This window comes from Blastopirellula marina DSM 3645 (assembly GCF_000153105.1).
GTDB classification, from domain to species: Bacteria; Planctomycetota; Planctomycetia; order Pirellulales; family Pirellulaceae; genus Blastopirellula; species Blastopirellula marina.
In genome coordinates, this window is sequence record NZ_AANZ01000002.1 from 278501 (window position 1) to 302272 (window position 23772).

17 protein-coding genes are annotated in these 23772 nt (G+C 58.4%); 7 read left to right on the forward strand and 10 right to left on the reverse strand.

The features are described 5' to 3' along the window. Positions 1-64 precede the first annotated feature (64 nt). Positions 65-3625, reverse strand: a complete 3561-nt coding sequence (locus DSM3645_RS01195) for a hypothetical protein (protein ID WP_002650145.1) — start codon at positions 3623-3625, stop codon at positions 65-67. A gap of 302 nt (positions 3626-3927) precedes the next feature. On the opposite strand from DSM3645_RS01195, the gene DSM3645_RS01200 reads away from it, so the two are divergent. After that, positions 3928-4818, forward strand: a complete 891-nt coding sequence (locus DSM3645_RS01200) for a hypothetical protein (RefSeq protein ID WP_131282087.1) — start codon at positions 3928-3930, stop codon at positions 4816-4818. 87 nt (positions 4819-4905) lie between these two features. On the opposite strand, the gene DSM3645_RS01205 is transcribed toward DSM3645_RS01200, so the two are convergent. The 4 genes from DSM3645_RS01205 to DSM3645_RS01220 form a co-directional block, all read right to left on the reverse strand. Beyond that, positions 4906-5340, reverse strand: a complete 435-nt coding sequence (locus tag DSM3645_RS01205) for a peptidylprolyl isomerase (RefSeq protein ID WP_002650147.1) — start codon at positions 5338-5340, stop codon at positions 4906-4908. Positions 5341-5477: 137 nt separating this feature from the next. After that, a complete protein-coding gene (locus DSM3645_RS01210; protein WP_002650148.1) occupies positions 5478-6350 on the reverse strand; it encodes an HvfC/BufC N-terminal domain-containing protein in 873 nt (290 codons plus the stop codon). Then, the gene (gene bufB / locus DSM3645_RS01215; protein WP_002650149.1) at positions 6347-7264 is read right to left on the reverse strand and encodes an MNIO family bufferin maturase; all 918 of its coding nucleotides are present in this window, start codon (positions 7262-7264) and stop codon (positions 6347-6349) included. Before bufB ends, DSM3645_RS01210 begins: the two co-directional genes overlap by 4 nt. 78 nt (positions 7265-7342) lie before the next feature. Continuing rightward, positions 7343-7801: a hypothetical protein gene (locus DSM3645_RS01220; RefSeq protein ID WP_002650150.1), complete on the reverse strand. Its 459-nt coding sequence runs from the start codon at positions 7799-7801 to the stop codon at positions 7343-7345. A gap of 275 nt (positions 7802-8076) precedes the next feature. On the opposite strand from DSM3645_RS01220, the gene DSM3645_RS01225 reads away from it, so the two are divergent. From DSM3645_RS01225 to DSM3645_RS01235, 3 genes are all read left to right on the forward strand, one after another. Beyond that, a complete protein-coding gene (locus DSM3645_RS01225; RefSeq protein WP_002650151.1) occupies positions 8077-8370 on the forward strand; it encodes a hypothetical protein in 294 nt (97 codons plus the stop codon). A 406-nt stretch (positions 8371-8776) separates the two neighbouring features. Continuing rightward, positions 8777-9796: a type I glyceraldehyde-3-phosphate dehydrogenase gene (gap, locus tag DSM3645_RS01230; protein ID WP_040351441.1), complete on the forward strand. Its 1020-nt coding sequence runs from the start codon at positions 8777-8779 to the stop codon at positions 9794-9796. 208 nt (positions 9797-10004) lie between these two features. Continuing rightward, positions 10005-12326, forward strand: a complete 2322-nt coding sequence (locus DSM3645_RS01235; protein ID WP_002650153.1) for an alkaline phosphatase D family protein — start codon at positions 10005-10007, stop codon at positions 12324-12326. Between the two features lie 336 nt (positions 12327-12662). Here DSM3645_RS01235 and queC read toward each other — a convergent pair whose 3' ends face one another. The 5 genes from queC to DSM3645_RS01265 all read right to left on the reverse strand — a co-directional run bounded on the left by queC (position 12663) and on the right by DSM3645_RS01265 (position 18662). Further along, positions 12663-13322: a 7-cyano-7-deazaguanine synthase QueC gene (queC, locus tag DSM3645_RS01245; RefSeq protein WP_002650155.1), complete on the reverse strand. Its 660-nt coding sequence runs from the start codon at positions 13320-13322 to the stop codon at positions 12663-12665. A 205-nt stretch (positions 13323-13527) separates the two neighbouring features. Further along, entirely contained in the window at positions 13528-14532 is a 1005-nt protein-coding gene (ilvC, locus tag DSM3645_RS01250) for a ketol-acid reductoisomerase (protein ID WP_002650156.1), read from the reverse strand. A 118-nt stretch (positions 14533-14650) separates the two neighbouring features. Then, positions 14651-15139 (reverse strand): acetolactate synthase small subunit, encoded by a 489-nt coding sequence (gene ilvN / locus DSM3645_RS01255; RefSeq protein ID WP_002650157.1) that lies wholly within the window; start codon positions 15137-15139, stop codon positions 14651-14653. 214 nt (positions 15140-15353) lie between these two features. Continuing rightward, positions 15354-17915: a bifunctional lysylphosphatidylglycerol flippase/synthetase MprF gene (mprF, locus tag DSM3645_RS01260; protein ID WP_002650158.1), complete on the reverse strand. Its 2562-nt coding sequence runs from the start codon at positions 17913-17915 to the stop codon at positions 15354-15356. Between the two features lie 33 nt (positions 17916-17948). Next, positions 17949-18662 (reverse strand): DUF1003 domain-containing protein, encoded by a 714-nt coding sequence (locus tag DSM3645_RS01265; RefSeq protein WP_002650159.1) that lies wholly within the window; start codon positions 18660-18662, stop codon positions 17949-17951. Between the two features lie 183 nt (positions 18663-18845). Here DSM3645_RS01265 and DSM3645_RS27475 point away from each other — a divergent pair, with 183 nt between their 5' ends. The 3 genes from DSM3645_RS27475 (at position 18846) to lysS (ending at position 23770) form a co-directional block, all read left to right on the forward strand. Next, the gene (locus DSM3645_RS27475; protein ID WP_002650160.1) at positions 18846-20531 is read left to right on the forward strand and encodes a DUF3239 domain-containing protein; all 1686 of its coding nucleotides are present in this window, start codon (positions 18846-18848) and stop codon (positions 20529-20531) included. Between the two features lie 73 nt (positions 20532-20604). Beyond that, positions 20605-21465: an AraC family transcriptional regulator gene (locus DSM3645_RS01275; protein WP_002650161.1), complete on the forward strand. Its 861-nt coding sequence runs from the start codon at positions 20605-20607 to the stop codon at positions 21463-21465. 745 nt (positions 21466-22210) lie between these two features. Further along, a complete protein-coding gene (gene lysS, locus DSM3645_RS01280) occupies positions 22211-23770 on the forward strand; it encodes a lysine--tRNA ligase (RefSeq protein WP_390070738.1) in 1560 nt (519 codons plus the stop codon). Positions 23771-23772 lie beyond the last annotated feature (2 nt).

Consider the following 23772-nt stretch of genomic DNA (forward strand, 5'->3'; position numbering starts at 1 on the left):
ACTCCGATTTACTGTTTTCCAGTTGTCCGGTCATTTGGACTTCATGATTCATTCGACATTAGAATTATCGATTGAACAACTCGTTCAGCCCTTTGTTGATTCCCTTTTCGATCAGCCCTTGGGCGGCGCCGCCGATCGCCTGGCCGGCGATGTTTTCGATCGCTCTGGCGTCCAGCTTCGGGCTTTCCAGCGTTCCGCCGATCGGCACGTCCAGGTTTTTGCCGCGCAGTCCGGCCAATGTCGGATTGCTTTGAATCCATGACTCTTGTACTGGGATCGTCGCAATCATCTCAATCGTATGGTCGACGCCGACCGAGCCTTTGCTGACGATTTGCACTGAGTCGATCTGCATCGTCAGGTTTTGGTGATAGACGCGTCCGCCGGTCATTTGTATCGGCACTTGCTGCTCCGGCATGCGCATCAGCACCGTCTCGTTCGGATTGATAGCGCCGGGAATCTGCTTCTTGGCGAGCGCTTGAATCTGCTTGGCGATGACGACGTATTGGTAGGCCAATGGACCAGGACGGACTTCGGCGCCATGGATGGTCAACGTTCCGGACGCTTCACCACCCATCGGGTTGAAGAGAGGGAAATCGCCTTGCTGTACGTCAAGCGAGAAGCGTCCTTCTGCGCGGGTCGAATCCGCCAACAACGGCGCGGCGAATTTCATCCAGCCTTGGCACATCTGCGGCGTGATCGCCAGATTATCGACGATTCGGCTTTTCGGTAGTTGCAACAGCGGCGGGTTCGAGAGCAGCGTCATCCGCGGTTGGGCGTTCAGCTTTCCGCCGCTGATGTCAAATCGCAAGGGATCAAACGAGACAATGCCCTGGTTAAGATTCGCTTTCACGTTGGCGGCGCCAATCGGCACGCCGTACAACATCGCTTGCCGCCAACCAATCGAACCGGCGGCCGACAGTTGCGGCGAAAGCCATGCGAAGGCGCCGGTCGACTGCGAATCTGGCGTAGTCAAAGGGCCTGAGATCTGGAACGGCGATTGCTGCTTGCCGGTCAACTTGACCTCTTGTCCAGCAAACGCCGCGATCACCGGCGCGAGTTGATCCCAGTCGTAGTTGGCGTCGCCTTGCAAGTGGGCGACCGGCGCAGTTGACCAAGCTTGAATGTTCCCGGCCGCGGCGACTTGGACGGCAGTCGTCTTCAATTGCATTTTCTCGATGATCGCCGTGTCGGTTGCGTCGATGGCGCAGTTCAACTCAAACGCGACGCTCGGCTCGCGCCAGACAACGTCGTACTGCGATCCTGCGGTGACATCGGTCCGCGTACTTACCTGCTGCATCTGTGGGGTCGCTGCCCGCGATAAAGCGCCCAACTGGAAGTTCTTGATCTCGCCGACGATTCGGGCGGTGACGCCATCGGCGATTTGCTGAAAGTTCAAACTACCGGCCAATTCTCCCGACGGACGAAACGCCGGCTGCGACGCCCAGCGTTTCCACTGCATCGTCCGATTCAAATCAAGCCGATAGGCGATGCTGCCGACGGCCGAACCTTTGCGAGTATCGGTCGCCGGCAAGTAGTTCACTTGCTTGCCGCGGGCCGAAATCGTGGTGCCCACTAATGTAAAGTTGGGCGCCAAGATGCGACCATCTTCCAAGCCATACGCCAAGTCGCCATCGAGTTCGACGTTCGGTTCATAGAAGTTCAGCGTCGGCGAGCTAATTGCTAGATTGCTAAGCGAAGCGCGAATGCCGGAGATCGCAATCTGTTGCGGCGTCAAAGTGACGTTGGCCGCGGCGGCCGTCGTTCCATCGAGTCGCCAGTCGCCGAGATTCATGAGCCCCGCCAGGCGACCTTGCCAGTGAGCCAACGAGCCGTTGAGCTGCAACTTCAGCTGTTTCGGCTCGACTCCGCCGATCATGATCGGCGCCGCCAGCTCGAGCACCAGCAGATCGTTGCCGGCGATCCAGCTTAAGGATCCCGCTTCAATCACCGAGTTATCGCGAATCGTCGAATTGAATTTGATTTCGGCGGCGTTGTCATTCCAAATGTCGACGCCGTCGCGAGTGGCCCGCATGTTGGCGCCGCGAAACGAGCCGGCCAAACTGGCGCTGTTGGCGCTTTGCCGATTGATTTGCACCAATCCGTCGGCAACGCCAGAAAGATCCACGCCCAGGTCCACAAACTGCGCCAATTCGGCCGATAATTTCGCCAGATCGACGGTCGCATGAATCTGGGCGCCGCTGGCGTCTCCCGTTCCATCCGCTTGTAAAAAACTAGCGGTCGCTTCGGCCCGCTGCAGTTGCAACCCGGCCGGACCTTGCACCAGCGTCAAGTTGACCGCGAGCGGATCGGGCCAGGTCACTTGTTGACCCGACACGAGCGCACCGACATCACTGACATTGCCGGTCGCCGAAATCAGTCCCGGTTGCTGCGGATCGTGCGCAAGCTTGAAGACCGCTTGTCCGGTTTGAATCACGGCGTCTTCACGCAGTCGCATCAGTTGCGGAAAGCGGGCGCCCATTTTTTCGAGGTCGATGGTTCCGCCTAAGCGCCAGGCCTGATTGCTGGCGGCGATCGGCGCCGCGGTGAAGTCGGTCAGTTGCGAGATCGGCACGTCGCCGTCGGCGACAAAGTTGGCGCCAAAGTCGGTCATCACGGCGACCTGCTCGGCCCGCAGGCGTCCCGCGCCATGCAGCATCTTGCCGCGAAATGCGATCTGTCCGCCGCCGACTTGTTCGGGGCCCAGCACCGCCGGCCAGAACACGCCGCCGATGATCGCTTGCATATCGCCGGAGACCGAATTTCCCTCGCTCGATTGCGCCAGTCGCAGTTTGCCGTCGAGTTTGCCTTGCGTGCGCAATTCGGTTTCAAACCGGGTCGCCAGCGCTTGGGCTAAACCAAGCGGCACGCTTTCGGCGATCACATCGACCGTCGCTTCGCCGCCGGCCAAGGTTCCTTGTGCTTGCAGTCGCCCGGTTTGTTCTCCTTGTTTCACGGCCGTCTGCAACGTGAAGTTTTGCGCGACGCCCCCTTCGGCAGTCGTCGTGGTAGCGAAATCGACAGCGCAATCATCCAACGACCATGTGTCGCTGGAGGTCGTTTCGCGGATTCGAATCGATCCTTCACGAACCGTCAGATCCATTTTTGGAATCAGGGATGTGGTCGCGGCGTCGGCGACGGCGACATCGTGCGAGGTCTCATACTCGGCCGGCGGAAAGAGGATCGCTTCCAGATTGCTGCTCCCCGGCGAAACGACAAGTTCGGCGCTGGGCCGCATGATTTCGATCGTGCCTAGATCGTTTTGACTCCAGATTAGACTGAGGAACGATTTGCTGAGCTTCAGTTCTTCGACCGTTGCGACAACATTTCCCTCGACATCGGCGAGCGTGACGTCACGTACGATGGTCGGAGACATCCAACCGAGCGAAGCGCCGCCAACGGTCGCTTTGCCGTTAATCCCACCGGCGGCGCTAGAAACGGCGATTCCTAACAGCGGAGTCATCGCGATGATGCTGGGCGCTAGATAGAGCCCGGCCAGCGCAATGACTAGCAGCAACCAGCGCCAGCTTCCGCCGCTACTTTTGCGGGATCTTTTGCGCTTTGGTTTCTGGGAACGATCGTAATCGTCATCGTAGTCTTGTTCGCGCGATTTTCGGTTCAGCGCCATGACTTGCGTCCTGCGATAGGTAGCTATCAATAAAAAGGGATCTAGGCGCTGGAACTTCTACCGAAATCCCCCCCAAGACGCCAGACCAAGCCAAACTGCTAGCACAGGAAGTTTTTTCTCGCGGCCGCCGGCTTTCGCTCAAGTTTCCGCGTTCGGTTGGCGGGGTTGGGTTTGACAGCCGCTTTCAATTGCTTTATTTACCTCCAGGTCGTCGGCGCACTGCCGGCAAATTGTTCTCCATGCGAACCAGTAAACAAGTGATTCGACCTCGCCTGATAACCCTGCTCCTTGGAATGGTCTGCGTGCTGGTTCTTTCCGGCTGTCGCAGCGATCCCAATGTCGCCCTGCTGGAGCGCGATTTGCGCTACCTCGAGGACAAGGTCTATTCGTTGCAGGATGTGGTTGAAGAGAAAGATTCGCAGATCAATTCAATCCGGCGCGAAAATGAAACGCTCCGCAAGCGTCTCGGTCTCCCTGATTTGAACGACGACTTCCAATCGAGAAGCGACTTGCCCGACACGCCGGAGTTGCTGATGGCGACCGGGCTACGACCGGTGACGCGCTCGCCCGCACTTCAAGCTCCCACCATCGACCTGGGGATGGCGCTTGACGCCGATGAGGCCGAGGTCATCGATCGCCATGTTACGGCGATTCAAATCAATCCACGCTTGAGCGGCGGCTATGACTTTGACAAGAAGCCCGGCGATGAAGGGGTGATGGTCGTCATCGAACCGCGCAATCGAAACGGCCAATATGTCGATGAAACGGGCCAGCTGTCGGTCGTCGTGCTGGATCCGGCGCGCGAAGGAAAAGATGCCTATGTCGCGCGATGGGACTTTGACTCTATCGATGCGCAAGCCAAGATGAAACGCTCGCTGTTGGGGAAGGGGATCCATTTGCAGTTGCCTTGGACCGCCGGGTATCCCGAACACGAAACGCTGGTTTTGTTTGTCCGTTACGAAACTCCGGACGGACGTAAACTGGAACAGAAGAAAGAGATTCGCGTTCAATTGCCGGCGACAATCTCGTCTCGCTGGACGCCTGCGATGCAAGACCTGCAGCCGCGGATGACGCACGCACCGCGAATCAATGTGCCGTCGGTCGTCGACCTGACGCCGCCTGCCGATTCGCCAGAAGCGGCGACTCCGGCCGCGCGCACCGCGACGGCTCCTGAGTGGAAACCGTATCGTTAGAAGTCGAGCGCCGCAGCGCGATGACTTCTTTCAGCGGCAAGCTGAAATTGGCGCATCGCGCAACGACTCTGACGACGGGAGCAAGCCTTATTGGGCTTCCTCAACCGTGACCTTGATCATCTTGTCACCCTGCTTGATCGCGTCGACCACGTCTTGGCCTTCGGTCACTTTACCGAAGACGGCGTGCTTGCCATCGAGCCAGTCGGTCTTCGTATGGGTGATGAAAAACTGCGAGCCGTTCGTGTTCGGGCCCGAGTTGGCCATCGACAACACGCCGGGACCGTCATGCTTCAAGTCGGGATGAAATTCATCTTCAAACTTGTAGCCGGGACCGCCGGTGCCGGTGCCGTTGGGGCAACCTGTTTGGACCATGAAGTCGTTGATCACGCGATGGAATTTCAGCCCATCGTAGAACCCGTCGGCGGCGAGCTTCTCGAAGTTGGCGACCGTTTTCGGCGCCTTGTCGTCGTGCAACTGAACTTTGATCGTACCTTTGTCGGTCTCGATGGAAGCGACTTTCATCGCGTCTCCTCTTTGCGCTAAATACACGGTGGGGCAATATCAGAATCCCCTATTTTAGCCCCATAACGATTGCTGCGTAACCGGTCGCACGAATCAACGGATGAGCACTCGATCGGCAGTCACGGCCTGTTCTGCTTCTACGGCTTAACCAATTTGGTGAAAAAACCTTCCCCGGCGAATCGCTGAAACCAGTGGGGCAGATTGCGGGCAAACGCATCGAAATCGGCCGATTGTTCGGCCGCCGCTTCGATCGCTGCGCCGACGCTCTGACCGGCGAGGAGCGATTGCAGAAGCAAGAATTCACTCTCATCGAGCGGGATGCGCCGCACGATATACTCGCGCCGAGAAAGGGCCAACCAGGTTGCCGCCGCTGGCGGAATGCTCAGCGGCCGGCCCGCTCGAAAGTCGCTAAAGTAGGCGTTCACCGGAAAGCGATAGGCATGCAAACGAAGACAAGGCGCCGCGATCAGTCTCGTCTGCGGCCAATCGTCCGGCGAAACTTGCGCCAGATCGTCCGGCGTGATGACGCCCGATTGCTCGGTACCGGGGGCATCAAACGTTTGCGCCACGCTCCATTCGAATGAAGCGAGATCGATCAGAAAGTCGGCCCAGCCTGGCGCAGCGCTTTCGGCCGCCGGTCGGGTTGTTTCCAGATGGGGGACAAATCGATCGGCCAAACGAGACAACGTGTAGCTGGTCGATGGGCGCTTGTCCAAATAGTCGAGCGCGAATCCGTCAAACAGTTCCTGACCTAACGTTTCGCACAGCGCCGGAAATTGCTCGCGCATGCACTCGACCAATCGGGCGAAGTAGGCGTTGCCGTATACCTGCAGGCGTTCGATGCTCGTGCGCTTTTGGCTGCGGCCGATTACTTGTTCGACGTCGTCACTCGCGACATCAATCCACTGGCGCGCCGCGGCGTTATCAATTCCGGCCGAGATACCGCGCGGGTTGGTGATCACGCTTTGCATCCAGCGCTGCAGCGTCATTAGCGGGTGCGGGTCGCTCATTCGATCTCCGGCGTCACAAAGTGAAGCGGATGGGGCGCAGGAGCGTCTGCGCTTTTCGTGGTGATCGGCTCGGGCGACTCTCCCCCTTGCGCGGTGATATGGCCGCGCGCCTTGAGCACTTCGGCATGCATCACATCGAAGGGAGGAATGTTGGCGTCCCACTCTAATAGCGTTGACGCGCCGCCGGTCAACTCATGCGCAAGTTGATAAAGCCGCCAAACCGGGTCAATCACGGCGGCGTCGTGCGTGTCGATGCAGTAGTCGCCCATGTTGGTGTGACCGGCCAGATGAAACTGCACGATCCGCTCGTGCGGCACGCCGCGCACATATTCGGCCGGATCAAAATCATGATTGACGCCGGATACATAGACGTTGTTCACGTCCAACAGCAGTCCGCAATCGGCCTCGTTGGCCATCGCTGAGAGAAACTCCCATTCGGTCATCGTCGACGCGGCGAAGGTGACGTACGAACTAGGGTCTTCCAGCACCAAGGGACGCTCGAGGAATTCCTGCACCGTTTTGATCCGTGCGACGACATGCGCCAGCGACTCTTCGTTGTAAGGAATCGGCAGCAGGTCGTGCGAATTGCGACCGGCGACGCCGGTCCAACAAAGATGGTCCGAGATCCACCGCGCGTCGATCTCGCCGGCCAGACGTTTCAACTTGGCGAGATACTCAAAGTCAAGCGGATCCGTGCTGCCGATCGAAAGCGATACGCCGTGCATGACGAGCGGGTAACGCTCGGCGATTTGATCCAGCACATAGCGCGGGCGCCCCTGCGTGTCGATGTAGTTCTCTGAGATGATCTCGAACCAATCGACCGCCGGCCAATGCTGCAAAATGTGGCCGAAGTGGACCGAGCGCAAGCCGACGCCGAGCCCCAGGTTTTGATGGCCGAGCCGCGCCGCGGTCATGGCGTTCTCTCTCGGGATGCGAAGACCGGCGCAGCAATCTGCGGCGCCGGAAAATGTTCAACAGGGAAGAACGGGGAACTACGCTTTCGGTTCCGGGGCCGGTTTGACCTCTTTGCCTTCTTCTTTCATGTGGGCCTCAAACTTCTCGCGAGCGCCGTCCCATGCGCCTTCCATCAACGGAATCGCACAGCCCCCTTCGCCTTTGCACTCGTTCGTGCCGACCTTGTTGTGGCAGCCTCCTTGCCCTTTGCATTCGTTTTTGCCGCCGCAGGCATGGGGTTCCAACGTCGCACAGGCTCCGGCGCCGGCGCACTCGTTGTCGCCTCCTTTCCCTTTTCCTTTGCACTCATTCAACCCGCGGCAGAGGTGCCAGTCTGCTTTCGTATCTTCGCCAGCGGGTTGCTCGCCAGACGCGGCGACGTCGGTCTTGGTTTCGCCACAACCGAGCGCGGCGCCGCCCAACATTCCGCCCAGCGCGGCGGCGGAAAGACGGTTGAAGTCACGGCGATCAAGGTGGCGCTTGTCGTTTGTAGTCATGTCAAAGGGTCCTGATGGGATTTAGAAAAAGAGGACGAACCGTCGATCGAAGGCAATCCAAGAGACTCACCCTAACGGCGGTGTTGCTGGAAGTCTAGCAAGCGTCATCGCGAGGGGACTGTGGATGAACATACAAATTTTTGGTTAAGATCGCCGGAATCCGTCGCCGCGAGCGGCAGTTTGACTGCCAAAACGAACCTAACTTTCTTCTAATGTTGATCGTACAGATTTCCTTGCTCCGCCGGGCCAACCGGCGCTGATTTCGGGCCGATTGGATGAACCCAACACGACAACAATCGCCGCGAGGATCGACGCTCAGGTTCGTCTACAACCTCTTTACCGATCTCTTCTTCGGACCGAATTTTCGCTGGAAAGATAACCTTCTGCAGGGAATTATTGTCGCCGCGTTCCTCGCCATGGGCGCGGTTTACGGCCTGCTGATCGCCGAAGACCCCTATCAAGGCATTCTAGTCGGCAGCCTGATCGGCATCGTCTCGGGCGGACTCGGCAGCGGGTTCTCGCTGATGATCTTCCGCGGGCTGCGGCATCTGCTGGGGCGTCATGATTAAAAATGAATTTTTCTTCGTGAAGTTCGGTTTATTCCGGCATTCCTGCTCTCTCTGCAACTAGGTGCGTGAGATAGAACGCCGATAACTGCCGCTTGCCAGTTGACAGTTGCCCGCAACCGGCAGTTGCCCCACCTTTCGGACCATTGCTGCGGCTGTCCCTTACGCCCGTTGTGATGCGGTTTTAAGGGCAGTATAATCGCCTTCTTCTACAACCGGTTTCGTACACGATCGACGAAGCCAGCAACGGATCAAATGAAGCGACGGACCCGCTGACAGCGTTTCGCATGACAGAGCTTTCGCAAGCGGCGATCGAACGTCCGCTTGAGTTGATACATCACTAGACGAGTTCGCGTCGCACGTGGTCGTTGCACCCCAGACCGCGGCGCTTGTTCAAGGAGAAATGACAGTGGCAGTTCGTGTTGCAATCAATGGTTTTGGACGCATCGGTCGTTTGACCTTTCGTAATCTCATCGCTCGCGGCAAAGAGTTCGAAGTGGTCGCGATCAACGACCTGACCGACAACAAGATGCTGGCGAACTTGCTGAAATACGACAGCACGCATCGCCGCTTCCCAGGCACCGTCGAATACGATTCCGAAGGCTTGACCGTCAACGGCGTCAAGATTCGCGTGTTTGAAGAGCGTAACCCGGCCGCGCTGCCGTGGGGCGACATGGGCGTCGACGTCGTCGTCGAAAGCACCGGCGTTTTCACCTCGCGCAAGACCGACGCCAAAGCGGGCTATGACTCGCACTTGGACGCCGGCGCCAAAAAGGTCGTGCTAAGCGCTCCGGCCAAAGACGCTCCTGACTTGACCTGCGTGTTGGGCGTGAATGACCACGAACTGACCGCCGACATGAAAACCGTGTCGAACGCCAGCTGCACGACCAACTGCTTGGCTCCGGTCGCCAAAATCCTGAATGACTCGTTCGGCCTGAAGAATGGTTTGATGACCACGATTCACGCTTACACGAACGATCAGCAAGTGCTGGACCTGCCGCACGCCGATCCTTACCGTGCTCGCGCCGCGGCCCTCAACATCATTCCGACCTCGACCGGCGCCGCCAAAGCGGTCGGTCTGGTGATTCCGGCCCTCAAAGGCAAGCTGACCGGTATCTCGATGCGTGTTCCGGTTCCGACCGGCAGCGTCGTCGACCTGGTCGCTAACCTCGACAAGTCGGTCACCAAGGAAGAAATCAACGCCGCAATGAAAGCGGCCGCTGATGGCCCGATGAAGGGCATCCTGTGCTACACCGAAGACCCGATCGTATCGTCGGACATCATCGGTGATCCGCACAGCTCGATCTTCGCCGCTCCGCAGACCGAAGTCATCGACGGTTCGCTGGTCAAGATCGTCTCGTGGTACGACAACGAAGCCGGCTACTCGGCTCGCACCGCCGACCTGGTCTCCAAGCTGGGCAATATGTAATTCTCCTGAATTACCGGCCTTAAAGAGCTACGAAGACCCTCGCCGCAATCCACGGCGAGGGTTTTTTTATGCGCCCGTTCAAATTAAGGTGGTGACTAAAGCAAGCCGGTCCCCCTAACTGCGGATCGCAAGACCTGCCCCCAGACACAGTACCCCGGTGGCGGATCATTTATCCTTCCACCCAGGCGGAATCGGGAGACCTACTCAGATGGCGAAAACAACTCGACGCGTCGCGATCCAAGCCATGTCGGCCGGCGCCGCTTTGATTAGCCTGCAAAACTCGGATGTCCATGCGAAAGATGCAGTCGCAGCCGAAGAGCCGAAGTCGGTCAGTCGGTTGGAAAATCGCCATGATCGCGTCTGGTTGGGAGCAGAATATTGGGCCAACCCGATGGAGGATTGGCGCATCGTCGATGGCGCCGCCGAATGTCAAACCACCGGCGGCGATCGCAATGTCCATCTGCTGACCCACCAGCTGACCAACGCCCAAGCGGCGTTTCAGATGTCGGTCAAGCTGCGTCAGGTCGAAGTCAAAAACTCTGACGGCGGCGCCGGTTTTCGGATCGGAGTCCGCAGCGACATCAACGAACATCGCAGTAACTGCTTCGCCAAAAACGGAATCGACGCCGGCGTCGCCGCCGGCGAACTGGTCCTGGGAAATGCGCGAAAACCGCTGGGCGAAAAGCAGGGCGACCAAGACATCACCTTGGCCCTCTCGGGCGCGCCAAGCGCGCAGGGATATCAACTGACCCTCACGGCGGCGAAGCCTGATTCGAATAAACCGTTGGCGACGCTCACCAAGACGGTCCCCGCCAATTCGGTTCTGGGCAATGTCGCTCTGGTGAACAACTTCAACAAAGCGATCGGCAACAAACGCGGCGCTCGCTATCGCTTCTGGAACTGGGAGGTCAGCGGCGACGCGCTGACCGAAACGGTCGAGCACAAATTCGGCCCGATCCTCTGGTCGATGTACTCGCTGAGCGACTCGCGCTCCAGCGCAGGCTTTGTCCTCAAGTTGAGCGCCCTCACCGGGCCGCTGGGCGTGAACGACAACCAGGAAGTCGAGTTACTTGTCGAAAAAGAAGGAGAGTGGACTTCGTTAGGCAGGTCCATTTTGGATAAAGATGCCTGGGTTGCGACGTTTCGGATTCCGAATTGGGATGAAAAAACGGCGACCCCGTTCAAGCTGGTCTATCGCGAAGCGCTCCGCGACGGCGGCGAAAGCGAGTCGGAGTGGACCGGTACCGTGAAGGCGAATCCGGTCGGTCGACCGCTGCGTGTCGGCGCTTTGACCTGCCAGAACGATTACGCGTTTCCTTACGAACCGGTCTGCAACAACCTGCTGGCGCTTGATCCCGATATCCTTTACTTCTCGGGCGATCAGCTTTACGAAAACCATGGCGGCTACGGCATCATCCGCGAGCCGGCTGAACCGGCGATCCTCAACTACTTGCGCAAGTTCTATCAACACGGCTGGTCGTTCCGCGCAGCGATGCGCGATCGCCCAACCCTCTGTTTGCCGGATGACCATGACGTCTTCCAAGGCAACATTTGGGGCGAAGGGGGCGCGCCGATGATCAACGGCGATACGTCGTCGGCCGGCGGTTATCGTGAGCCAGCGCGTATGGTCAACGTTGTTCACAAGACCAACGTCGCTCATCATCCCGACCCGTTTGATCCGACTCCCTGCTTGCAGGATATCAGCGTTTACTACGGCGATGTCGTCTACGGCGACGTCAGCTTCGCCGTGGTCGCCGATCGCCAGTGGAAGAGCGGGCCCGATCACGTCGAAACCGGCAGCGGTCGCGCGGACCATGTGCCCGATCCTGATTTCGACACGTCGATCCTCGACAAAGCGGGACTGATCTTGTTGGGCGAGCGGCAAGAAGAATTCCTGAAACAATGGGTCGATGATTGGCGCGGTCACGGATTGAAGGTCCTGCTCAGTCAAACGGTATTTGCCGGCGTTGCGACGCATCACGGCGGATACGACGGCTATTTGAAGGCCGATCTCGACTGCGGCAGCTGGCCGCAAACGGCCCGCAATCGGACCGTCGACATCATCCGCAAAGGGATGCCGCTGCATATCAACGGCGATCAACACCTGACGACCTTGGTGCAGTACGGCGTCGAGAAACAACGCGACAGCTGTTGGTCGTTTTGCACGCCGGCCATCGCCGTCGGCTATCCCCGGTGGTGGCGCCCTGACGAACTTGGCATGCCGCACCAGAACCGTCCCAAACATGGCCTGCCGAACACCGGCGAGTTTATCGACGGCTTCGGCAACAAAGCGTACGTCTACGCCGTCGGCAATCCAGAGGTCGCCACAAAACGGAACCGTTACGAGCGCGCTCACCAAAAAGGAAGCGGCTTCGGCATCGTCACCATCGACACCACCGCGAAGACCTACAAGCTCGAGTCGTTCAAGTTTCTGGTCGACGCGACTGACGGCAAAGCGGAAAACCAATTCCCCGGCTGGCCGATCACGATCCAGCAGCAGGAAAACGGCGGACAAAACGTGATTGGGTAAAGCGCTGCTCGCAGTCACCTTTGTTGGTGGCTCGATGCCCCAGCGGCAAGTGGACCGCGGGGTTGATGACGAATTCCGAAGCTCAAATGTCGAATCAAACCCGAATGCCCCAATGACGATGGGACCGGACCGCTGCGCAATTTTTCAAAGATCGTGCCAACCGGCCAGTGATGCCAACAGAGCGATCTGGCTGGGCGAGAAGCCCGCGCTGCTGTTCGCTAATGGCGAATCGACCACGTATCTGTGCGCTATGTCAATCGACAAAGTGCTCGGATCGATCTTTGCCCGCGGCGCTATGGGGAATTGTTAAACGCATTTGGTCCGCAATAGCGGACCCTACGCCATGTAGGCGGTCGGATCGACTAGCCCGTGTTTGGCGAACGCTTCTTTTCGCTCGACGCAGGCGCCGCATTTGCCACAGTGTTCTGCCAGGCCTTTGTAGCAAGTCCAGGTCAGCTCGTACGGCACGCCTAGTTCGCTGCCGCGCTGGGCGATGTCTCCTTTATCAATGTCGACGAAGGGGCGCCAGAGTTCGACGGCGCTCCAGTCGCACAGCTTGGCCGCTTGGTCCATCGCCGCGGCGAACTCGGGGCGGCAGTCGGGATAGATTGCGTGGTCTCCGCTATGAGCGCCATAGGCGACGGCGACACATTCTTGACTAATCGCCCAGGCGATCGAAACCGACAGCAAGATCATGTTGCGGTTAGGGACCACCGTCAGCTTCATGTTCTCTTCGGCGTAGTGCCCTTCGGGGATCTCGATCTCGCGGCCGCTTAGGCTGTTAGCTCCAAACAACGGATTGATCGCCGAGAGATCGGCGACGATCTGCGGCACGCCGACTTTGTCACACAGCTGACGCGCGTAGTCGAGCTCCTTCACATGCCGCTGACCATAGTTAATCGAGATCGCGCGCACGTCATGACCAGCGTCGATCAGGTGATAGAGCAGGGTGGCCGAGTCCATCCCTCCGGAAACGACGGCGACGACTTTGGACATAGGTTGAATCTGCCGATGCGTAATGAAGCGAGAATGCCGACTCGCAGTATACTACAAGGCAGCGAGTTGCCTGAAGCTTCCTTGGTCCGCACAGCGGACCCTACTCGATGATGTTTCAACAAAAAACGCGGCCGCCCCAACGGGACGGCCGCGCTTTATATCTTCTGCACTGCTCGAGCGGTCATTCAACCGCCCCAGCCAGGCATTAAACTTCTTTCGAGTCGATCCAGGTCATCAGCTTGCGGAGACGCTTGCCGACCTGTTCGACCTGATGACCCTGTTCGCGGCGGCGGATCGCTTTGAAGCGGGGGGCGCCGGCGCGGTTTTCGAGGATCCAATCGCGGGCGAAGGTGCCGTCTTGGATTTCGGTCAACACGCGCTTCATTTCGGCTTTGGTTTCGGCGGTGATGATCCGCGGGCCGGTCGAATAGTCGCCGAACTCAGCGGTGTTCGAGATGCTGTACCGCATGTAGTTCAGACCGCCTTGATAGAGGAGGTCGACGATCAGCTTCAGTTCGTGCATGCACTCGAAGTAGGCCATCTCTTCTTGGTAGCCTGCTTCGACCAGCGTCTCGAAACCGGCTTTGACCAGTTCGCTAACGCCGCCGCACAGCACGACCTGTTCGCCGAACAAGTCGGTTTCGGTCTCTTCGGCGAAGGTGGTTTCGATCACGCCGCCGCGGGTGCCGCCGATTCCTTTGGCGTAAGCCAGACCGATCTTGCGGGTTTCTTCGCTGGCGCCTTCGCCCAATGCGATCAACGACGGAACGCCGCCGCCGGCGACGTATTCGCTACGAACCAAGTGGCCCGGGCCTTTCGGCGCGACCAGCAACGCGTCGATGCCCTTAGGGGGATCGATCTGGCCGAAGTGGATGTTGAAGCCGTGCGAGCACATCAGCACGTCGCCTGGCTTCAGGTTGTCGCGGATGTGGGCTTTGTAGATGTCGCCTTGGACTTCGTCGGGAAGCAGGATGTTGATGACCTGGGCCTTTTTCACGGCCTCTTCGATCGACATCGGCTCGAAGCCGTGCTCTTTGGCCAGATCGTAGTTGGCGCTGCCAGGACGTTGCCCGATTACGACATTGCAGCCGCTATCGCGCAGGTTCTGAGCTTGGGCGTGTCCTTGCGACCCATAACCCAAAATAGCGATCGTCTTATCCTTCAAGACGGAAAGGTCGGCATCATTGTCGTAGTAAATCTTGGCGGGCATTGAAAAATTCCTGTTACGCAACAAAACGGGTATACGGAAAGCAGAGCGACCCGTAGGCCGGAACCCTGCGAGCATGCAAAAGAACAGCCAAGACGCGCGGTGCATCTCGGCAAATGGTTTATTCGAGGTTGCAACCGCTACGAACAATCGCGATTCGGCCGGTGCGAACCAGTTCGATAATGCCGAACGGTCGTACGCTTTCGATAAACGCGATGATCTTGTTTTCGGTTCCAGACATTTCGATCACGACTTCTTCGGCGCCGACGTCGACAATGCGACCACGGAAGATGTCGGCCAGCTCGCGGATCTCGCTGCGTTTGCCGCCGGCGGTCGATACCTTGATCAACATCAAGTCGCGTTCGACAAAGTCTTGCGAACTGACGTCCAGCACGCGCACGACCGTGACGATCTTTTCGAGCTGCTTGCGTACCTGTTCGAGCACCTGATCATCGCCTACGACTACAAAGGTCATCCGCGACAGGTTGGGTACGTCAGTTTCCCCAACCGCAAGCGAATCGATATTGTAGCCACGCGAAGCCAGCATCCCCGAGATGTGCGCAAGCACCCCGGGCACGTTCTGGACGACCGCCGAAAGGACGTGTCGCATCAGTTTCTCCCAGTAGAGTCAGAATAAACCCGCATGATAGCTGCCGCAGTAAGCGGGAACAAGTAGACGAGACCCCCAAAAGTCCCCTAGGTTCACCCAAGAACGCCAGAACTTAACGCGGACGTAAAGTTAGATTTCATGAGGATTTAAGGTTGACGAATACCGCCTTAAAGGCAGCCTTCGCAGATCGCCAAACTTAGCCCCCTACGAGCCATCATCCCCAATCTTCTCCCTGAGGATCATTCGTCGGTCGATGTCGCCCAATCAAGCGCGTCACGTCGGCCAGCACTTGCGGCAGCGCCCAACCGCCGGGCGACGCCAAATAGCGGGGCGCCCAGACCGGCTTGAACTTCGACTTGTAGGCTCGTAACCCTTCAAAGCTGTAAAAGTGATCGCCGTGGCGATAGACCAGGCCGGCCACTTTGTTCCACAGCGGCGCCAAATGGCGATCTTCGATTCCTGACAGCGGCGCCATGCCAAAGTTGAACCACTCGAATCCCTCCTCCTTCGCCCAGAGCAACAGCTCGATGAACAAAAAGTCCATCAGCCCAGGGACCGACGAGTCGTACCGCATCAGGTCAATCGACGCTTCTTCTTTGGGTTGATTCGCCAAGATGTTGGCGAATGCGACGATGGTCTCTTGGCTGCGAATCACGGCGATGTCGAAATGGCGCAAATAGGCTTCGTCAAAGTAGGCCAGCGAAAAGCCTTTTTCGGCCGCATGCTTCTCGGCGAGCCAGCCGTCAGAGATCTCGCGCAGTCGCGGCATCAGGTCGGCCGTCTGATCGCGAGGGATGATTTCAAACGTGTAGCCTGACTTCTGCAGCTTGTTACGAGTCGAGCGCAGATTTTTGTAGTGATTGCCGGCGATCGAATAGTCGCGAACCGGCACGCGGCCATCTTCGCCCAGTTTCAACAACGTCAGTCCTTGATCGAGATAGATCGAGAGATTCTCTGGCGCAACCTGATAGAAGACAGGCCAACCGTTGTAGTGATCGCACAGTTCACGATACTTCCAGATCAACTCGGGCCATTGCTCGACCGGCCCCACCGGATCTCCCATCGCGATCCACGATCGTTTCTCGACCGCGTACATGATAAACGCAGTGCGGTCCTCGCTAAACAAGAAGCGTTTGTCCCCCAACAGCGCCAGGGTTGACGTGACGCGCGGCGCTTGGGCGACGATCGCATAAACGGCTTCCATCTCCGCCGGCGTCGGCGGCTGCGTGCGCGGACCTGGCGCTCGAGCTAGAAGTCTCCAGACGGTGAAGATCAACAGGACCGCCGCGATGCCGACGCTGGCGCGAAGAAAGCGGGGAGCATCGCCGTGGAACGCGAAATCCCACCACAGGTCGTTTTGGTAGTCGACATGGCGATAGCTGAAAAAGCCGAGCCAGAGGGCGCTGATGATCGCCAGCGCCAACATGCCGATCCACCCCGGCGTGAACCGCTCCTGCACCAACGATCCCTTGCGGTAGAATCGGCCGCGGCTCGCGAGCAACGCGGCCAGCACGAGCGACAATAAAATCGCCGCTTCGTAGTCGAAGCCTTTGAGCAGCGAAGTGACGATGCCGGCGGCCAGCAGCAGGGTCGCTGCCCACCAGGCCGAGTCCAATTTCAGCTGCAGTCCCCGCGCCGTCAGCAACAGCGCGGCGCCGGCCACGCTGCCTAAGAAGTGAGACGCTTCCAAAAATGGCAGCGGCAGATAATGCTTCAGCTCGGTGATGCGCGCCCCCACGAGCGGCGTGTTGCCCGAGAGCAACATGACTACGCCAGCTAGAAATGCGGCGAACGCCAGCAGGGTCGGCAACACGGCGGCGGCGATTCGCACGGCTTGCAGCGCCATGGGATCAACATGCTGGCGATGGGCGCGATACTCTTGGCCGCCCAACAACACGATCGCAGCGAACAACGGCAGCAGATAATAGATCACGCGAAAAACCAACAGCGCCGCCACGACATCATCTTTGGCGGTCGACGCGGTCAGCGTCAGTATCACCAGCTCAAAGACGCCGATCCCGCCCGGCACGTGCGTTAACACGACGGCGATCGAAGCCAACAAGAAGACCCCTAAAAACTGCGGATAGCTCATGTCAATGTCTGCCGGCAGCAGCACGTACAAGCAGCCGGCCGCAATCACGATATCGGCCACGGCGACGCCCAGCTGCGCCGCTGCGATCCCAGGCCCCGGCAAGCGAATCTCTTGGCCGGCGACTTGAAAGGGCTTCTTCCAAAAGTAGGTCATCAGCAGGTAGCTAGCCGCGATCGCCAGCAGCGCCCAACCGAGTCCATCGACCGTTTTGAACGGCAACTGCAAGTCAGGAGGAATCTCGAACGGATCGAAGACAAACGCCAACCCTCCGGCCGCGAACACGCCGATCCAAAAGGTTCCCCCAAGCATCAGCGTCAGCTGCAAAATCTCGACCGAGGAAAGCCCCAGCACCGAATACGACCGATAGCGAACCGGGACTCCTCCCAACGTCGCGCCAAAATTGTAGCTGGCGGCGAAGCCGGTAAACGAAGCGAATGCGACCCGCGGCAGCGGCAACTGACGGCCGATCGCTTTCAGCGCCAACAGATCGTAGCCGATCAGGACCGCATAGTTGAGAATCATTAGCGCCGCGCTTAGCGCAATCTTCAACGGCGGGATTGCGTTCAGGCCTTGCCGAACGTCGCGCCAATGGTAATTTCGCAGCTCATGCGCCAACAGCCAAGCGGCGCCGCAAAAAATCAAAACCGCCGCTAACGGCGTTAATCGTGAAAGCAGACGTTTCATTCCCGTTGTTCCAACTTTCGGCGCGACGTGTCGCTATGATCGCCCAGACCCACGACTAGCGATCTCTTCTAAGAGATCGGTTTGCAACTGCTGAATCTCCAACAACCGTTGCCATTGATGGGTGAGCAGCAAGTCGAGTTTCGAGTGCAGATGGCGGATCTCGAGTTCCGCTTTCAGATTCACGCGATAGTCATGCTCGGCTCGCAGACGATCTTTCGCCTCTTGGCGATTCTGACTCATCATGATGACCGGCGCCTGAATCGCTGCAAGACAAGATAGCACCAGATTCAGCAAAATGAATGGAAAGGGATCAAACGGCTTCGTGAGCAGCGCGATCGAGTTCAACGCGATCCAGACGACCAGCACCGCGCCGAACAGCAGGATAAAGGTCCAACTGCCGCCGAAACTAGCGACGCGATCCGCGAGTCGCTGCCCGAGCGACTTTTTCTCTTCAAATTCTTCGTCGGGGTTTTCCGCCAAAATCTCGTGCTGCCGCAGACTCTCGACGACCTGGTCTTCTAAGACCGACAGTTCGCCGCGCTCGGTCTCGAGCGATTGTTGGACATAGTCGGCCCGAAACCGATTCAAATCGGCAATGCAGATGTGGCTCGCATCGTTCCACGTCGGACACGCTTGCTCGATCAAATGAGCCACCGGCGCACGGATCAAATCGGCCGGCAGAACGGCGTCGGTCGAGAACGACTTGCCGCAGATATCGCAACGAATTTCGACTTTACGTTTCGCCATATGAACCTCTCAGGCTCTCTCGAAAATGCGCCGCTCACGACGGGCGATCGCCGCCGTCATTTGGCGTCTAGACGACTAGATAGAAGACGTTGTCGAAGCAGACCATACGCCGTGCTCCGCTGCAACCATTCGTCGGTTGACGCAAGTCGTCTGAATTTTTTGCATCGCCGCAGAGCAGGGGGTATGATCAAACGACCCGGCGGCGAACTGCTTTCGGATCCAACTCGCGATCTCTTTTCTACTGCGCGCGGAGTTCTCTCGATGCCGATCGAATTTGCTTGCCCGGTCTGCAGCAAACGCTTCAAGGTGGACGACAAGCACGTCGGCCGCAAAACCACGTGCAAAGCTTGCGGCGCCGCGATCACCGTTCCCGAACAAGGCGAGGCGCAACTCGCCGGCAATTCGAGCGGCGGCAGTACGCTGTACAATCATTCGCACAAGGTGAAGCAAGGGTTTGAGATCGCGACCGGCGACGATGATCTGATCGAAGCGGTCAGCCGGCATGTCGAAAAGCATATCGGCGCGGTCGAATCCGTTTTCCACGAGATCATTTCAGAGACGGTGCATGTCGACATCTTCTACGTCAAGCCGACGCAAGATCGTCCGTACCACACGCTGATCACCTCTGGCATGGCCGAGCGTCCCATGACGACGCCGCCCGGCGCCGAAGATTTGGCCTACGCCGAACTGATTCTATGCCTACCGGCCAATTGGCCCCTTTCGGAACAAGCGTTCAAAGAGGAAGCGAACTATTGGCCGCTTCGCTGGATGAAAATCTTGGCCCGCTTTCCGCACGACTACGAGACCTTCTTCACCGTGTCGCACACGATCCCCGGCGGCAATCCACCGGAAGAGTTTGACCCCAGCACGCCGATGGGGTGCTGGATGTTCGTTCCGCCGATCATGTTTGCCGAAGCAGCCTGGGAAATGGAGCATGACGGCCACACGGTTCATTTTCTCTACATGCTGCCGCTCCATCTGGAGGAAATGGAATTCAAGCTGAAACAAGGGTATGACGAAGCGACCGATCGGCTGATGGATAGCTTTAGCACCGTCGAATTGATCGACATGCAGCGTCCCAGTTTTTATCAGCTGGAAGCGTCGGGACAACTTCGCGCGGCGCACCAAGGGATCATCGTCCGTTGCTCGTGCGGAGAGACCTATGCTGTCGAAACCAAGCAGGCGGGGCAAACGATCCCTTGTCGAAAATGCGGCCAACCCGTCTATGTTTCGTGCTCGACGCTCGCGTTGTCTGGCAAACACCCTGATGGCGCGGCCGCTTCGCATCCGGCCGGCGTGCGAATGAGTTTGTTTCGCTACTACGCGTATCGTCCGATTGAATATCTGTGGTGGCTGATTCCGCTCCTGCTATTTCTAGCGCTCGGCGGTCTGCTGCATTGGGGATTCTTGGTTCCCGCGGCGCTGTTGCTGGTTCCCGCCGCGCTGCGACCTCGCGCCCTTCGCTATCATTTTATGGACGGCGATACCTGCGCGGCGGTCGTTGTTTCTCTCGATCCGCCGCTGCTCGCCGTGTTGACCGACGTCAACGCGACGGGGTCTGGCGATCCGCAAATGGTGATCAAGATCATGCCGCACTACCTGCGCGAGATCGACGGCGTGCCGGTCAAGCTGGGGCAGAAGGTCGTCGCAGCCGCTTTTTATACGACCGATTTCTCGGGCGAAGAGCGCGAGGGCCCCAAACGCTGGGGCGATTTCGAGCCGCTGCCGATTCAGTACGGGACCGGCGATCCAGCCGCGATTCGGCATGCGATGTCTCAGGTTTCCCAAAACGCCTGGCGTCAACTGCAAGCGGGCGTAAAGCAGGTTCCGCGTCCCTTGACGCCGGGCAACTACGACGTCGACGTCTAGCTGGTGCCGTCGATTTTCGATTTCGCAAGAACGATCAAGATACGACTTTTTCCGGCGACTAGAATTCGATCGTATGAACGCGACACGCCAGCGATACGAAGCGAAGATTCTCCGCGTCCAGCTCTTGATCCAGCATCACCTGGATGAAGATCTGTCGCTCGAGCATTTGGCGGCGGCGGCTGATTATTCGCCTTGCCATTTTCATCGAATCTTTCGCGGGATTGTGGGCGAAAGCGCGGATGACTACGTCCGCCGGTTGCGCATGGAGCGTGCTGCCCAGTCGCTGCGATATCGTCGTCGCTCGGTGCTGGATATTGCGCTCGACGCTGGATATGGATCGCACGAAGCGTTTACCCGCGCCTTCGTGCGGACGTTTGGCGTCACCCCCAGCGACTATCAGTCGCTGGAGCATCCGCCTGCATCCATCAAGGAAACGCTCATGTCGACCGTCAACTACACCGCCGCCCACGTTCGTCTCGAAACCCAACCCTCGCGCCGACTGGCCTACATCCGCGTCGTCGGCAAGTATGACTTCGAGAATCTCAATCCGGCGTTTGGCCGCATCCTCCAGTTCGCCGCCGAAAACAACTTGATGACCGACTGCACCGCGTGCGTCGGCGTCTATCACGACGATCCCGACGTCACCGCCCCAGAGAAACAGCGGGCCGATGTCGGCGTCACCGTCGATGACCAGTTTCAACCAACCGGCGAGATCCAAGTGCAAACCATCCCCAGCGGCAAATGCGCGGTGCTCCGTCACCAAGGTCACTACGACACGCTGCACGAAGCCTACCGCTGGTTCTTCTCGGTCTGGCTTCCCGACAGCGGTCACGAACCCGGCGACTTCCCGGCGTACGAAATCTATGTGAACGACGCCAGCCAACTGCCGCCAGATCAGTGGCTAACCGATATTTGCGTGCCGTTGGCGGAGTAGAGGGAGCCCGTCAGTATCGCAACAATTCTCGGCAGATGTTCTTACCGCATCTTCGCGGCAAGAGCATCGCGCCCAAAACTTGCAGTGCGGTGGAACGCTAGCCCGCTGACGTTCCTCCCCTTCACCCGCATTGACCCGCCTCCAAATCTCTGGAAAATGTTGGGGTTCTTGAGGTTACATTCTTCACCATAGCGCCTCGGACATGCTCCGCGGCAATTTTCGCCCCACAACTGAGGCAATTTTCATGGCCGCACCCGCCAAACGCCCCTCCAAGCACCACGTCTTCCTGCTTTGGTCGAATGACACGGTCAAGGAATGCCGCGAAGTGCGGAAGTTCTTCAAAGAGTTCAACAAAACGGTCGTCAAACCGCAGTTTGGCGTCACCTTTGAAATCATCGATCATTGCTTTGACACCGACGATCACGGCCATCCCGGCGCCGTTCCGTCGAAGGATTTGTTGGAAAAAGCCAAAGAAACGCTTGCGCTGACGATCGGTCTGGGATCCGACAACGAAGCGTCCCTGAACCCCTACACCAAAGAGACGGCGCAGCACGAGCTGGACATCGTGCTGGAGAGCGCCGAGCAGACGCAACTGCACCAGTGCGTGTGGTTTATGCGAAATGACCACAACGGCAATCGGGAAGATCTGGCCGGCGAAATGTACGATTTGCTCCGACTGCCGAGCGGTTTAAAACCGAATCGCGTCGAGATGTACGAACCGCAGGACGACTTCAAAGAGCTGCTGATGCGGGTTGTCGGCAAGATGTTGACCGCCAAGGATCGCCCTTGGACGGTCTCCGAAGACGAAGCGAACCTGTCGGCGTTGGAAGCCGCGCGTCGCCAAAAGATGCAACAGCTGGTCGAGCTCGGAATCGATCCCTGGGGTCAACGTTTCGATGACCAAATGGCGATCGCCGATGTCCGCGCACGCGAGGCCGAAATCGTCGAAACGACCGAAACCCAAGGGGGCAAGGAAATCACTTCCTTCGCGGGTCCCAAGGTTCGCATCGCCGGGCGCATCGTGCTGATGCGGCCGACCGGCAAGCTGGTTTTCGCCGATTTGCGTGATCGAACCGGGCGAATTCAGATCTTTATCGGACAAAATCAGGTCGGCGAGCGAAACTGGCAAATCGCCCAGTGTCTCGACCTGGCCGATATCATCGGGGTCGACGGCGAGCTGCGCAAAACCAAAACCGGCGAATTGACGATCTTTGTCGAGCAGCTCCACTTTCTGACCAAGACCCTCGATCCGCCGCCTGAAAAGCACAAGGGTCTGACCGATCCAGAACTGCGTCAGCGGATGCGTTATCTCGACCTGGCGCACACCGACGGAGCGATTGAACGCTTCGTCAAGCGAACCGAGATCGTCAAATCAATCCGCAAAACCCTGGCGGATCAAAACTTTATCGAGATCGAAGGCCCGACGCTGCACGCGATCGCCGGGGGCGCCGCGGCTCGCCCGTTTATCACGCACCACAACGCGCTCGGCATGGAGCTCTACATGCGGATCGCGCTCGAGCTGCATCTGAAGCGACTGCTGGTGGGCGGCATGGAGCGCGTGTTTGAGCTGGGGCGCGTCTACCGCAACGAAGGGATCAGCCCCAAGCATAATCCTGAGTTCACCATGCTCGAGGTCTATCAGGCCTACGGCGACTACCGCTCGATGATGGATCTGACCGAAGCGGTCATTTCCGGCGCTATCAACGCTATCGGCGCCAGCTTTGAACTGCCGTATGGCGAGACGATGGTCAACTTTGCGCCGCCGTTCGAGCGTCGCACCTACGCCGAGTTGTTCCAAGAGAATACCGGGGTCGATCCGACCGACGACGCCGCAGTGAAGCGGTATGCGATCAATCTTGGTTTGGAAACCGAGGGAAAACATCCTGACGTCATCCGCAACGAAATCTTCGAGGAGAAGGTCGAAGACCAGTTGAAGGGGCCGATCTTTGTGATGGACTACCCTGCTAGCATCTGTCCGTTGACGAAGCGCAAGACCGACAATCCGGCGGTCGCCGAGCGTTTCGAGCTGTTTATCAACGGGATGGAAGTCGCGAACGCCTATACCGAGCTGAACGATCCCGACCTGCAAGACAAGCTGTTCCGGACGCAGCTAGACGGACAAGCGGATGAAGACTCGATGGCCAAGATGGATCACGACTTTATCCGCGCGCTGCGCAACGGCATGCCTCCGGCCGGCGGTTTAGGAATTGGGATTGACCGGTTAGTCATGTTACTTACTAATACGCAAACGATCCGCGAGATCATTCTATTCCCCCTCCTGCGGCACGAAGCGTCGCACGAATAGAG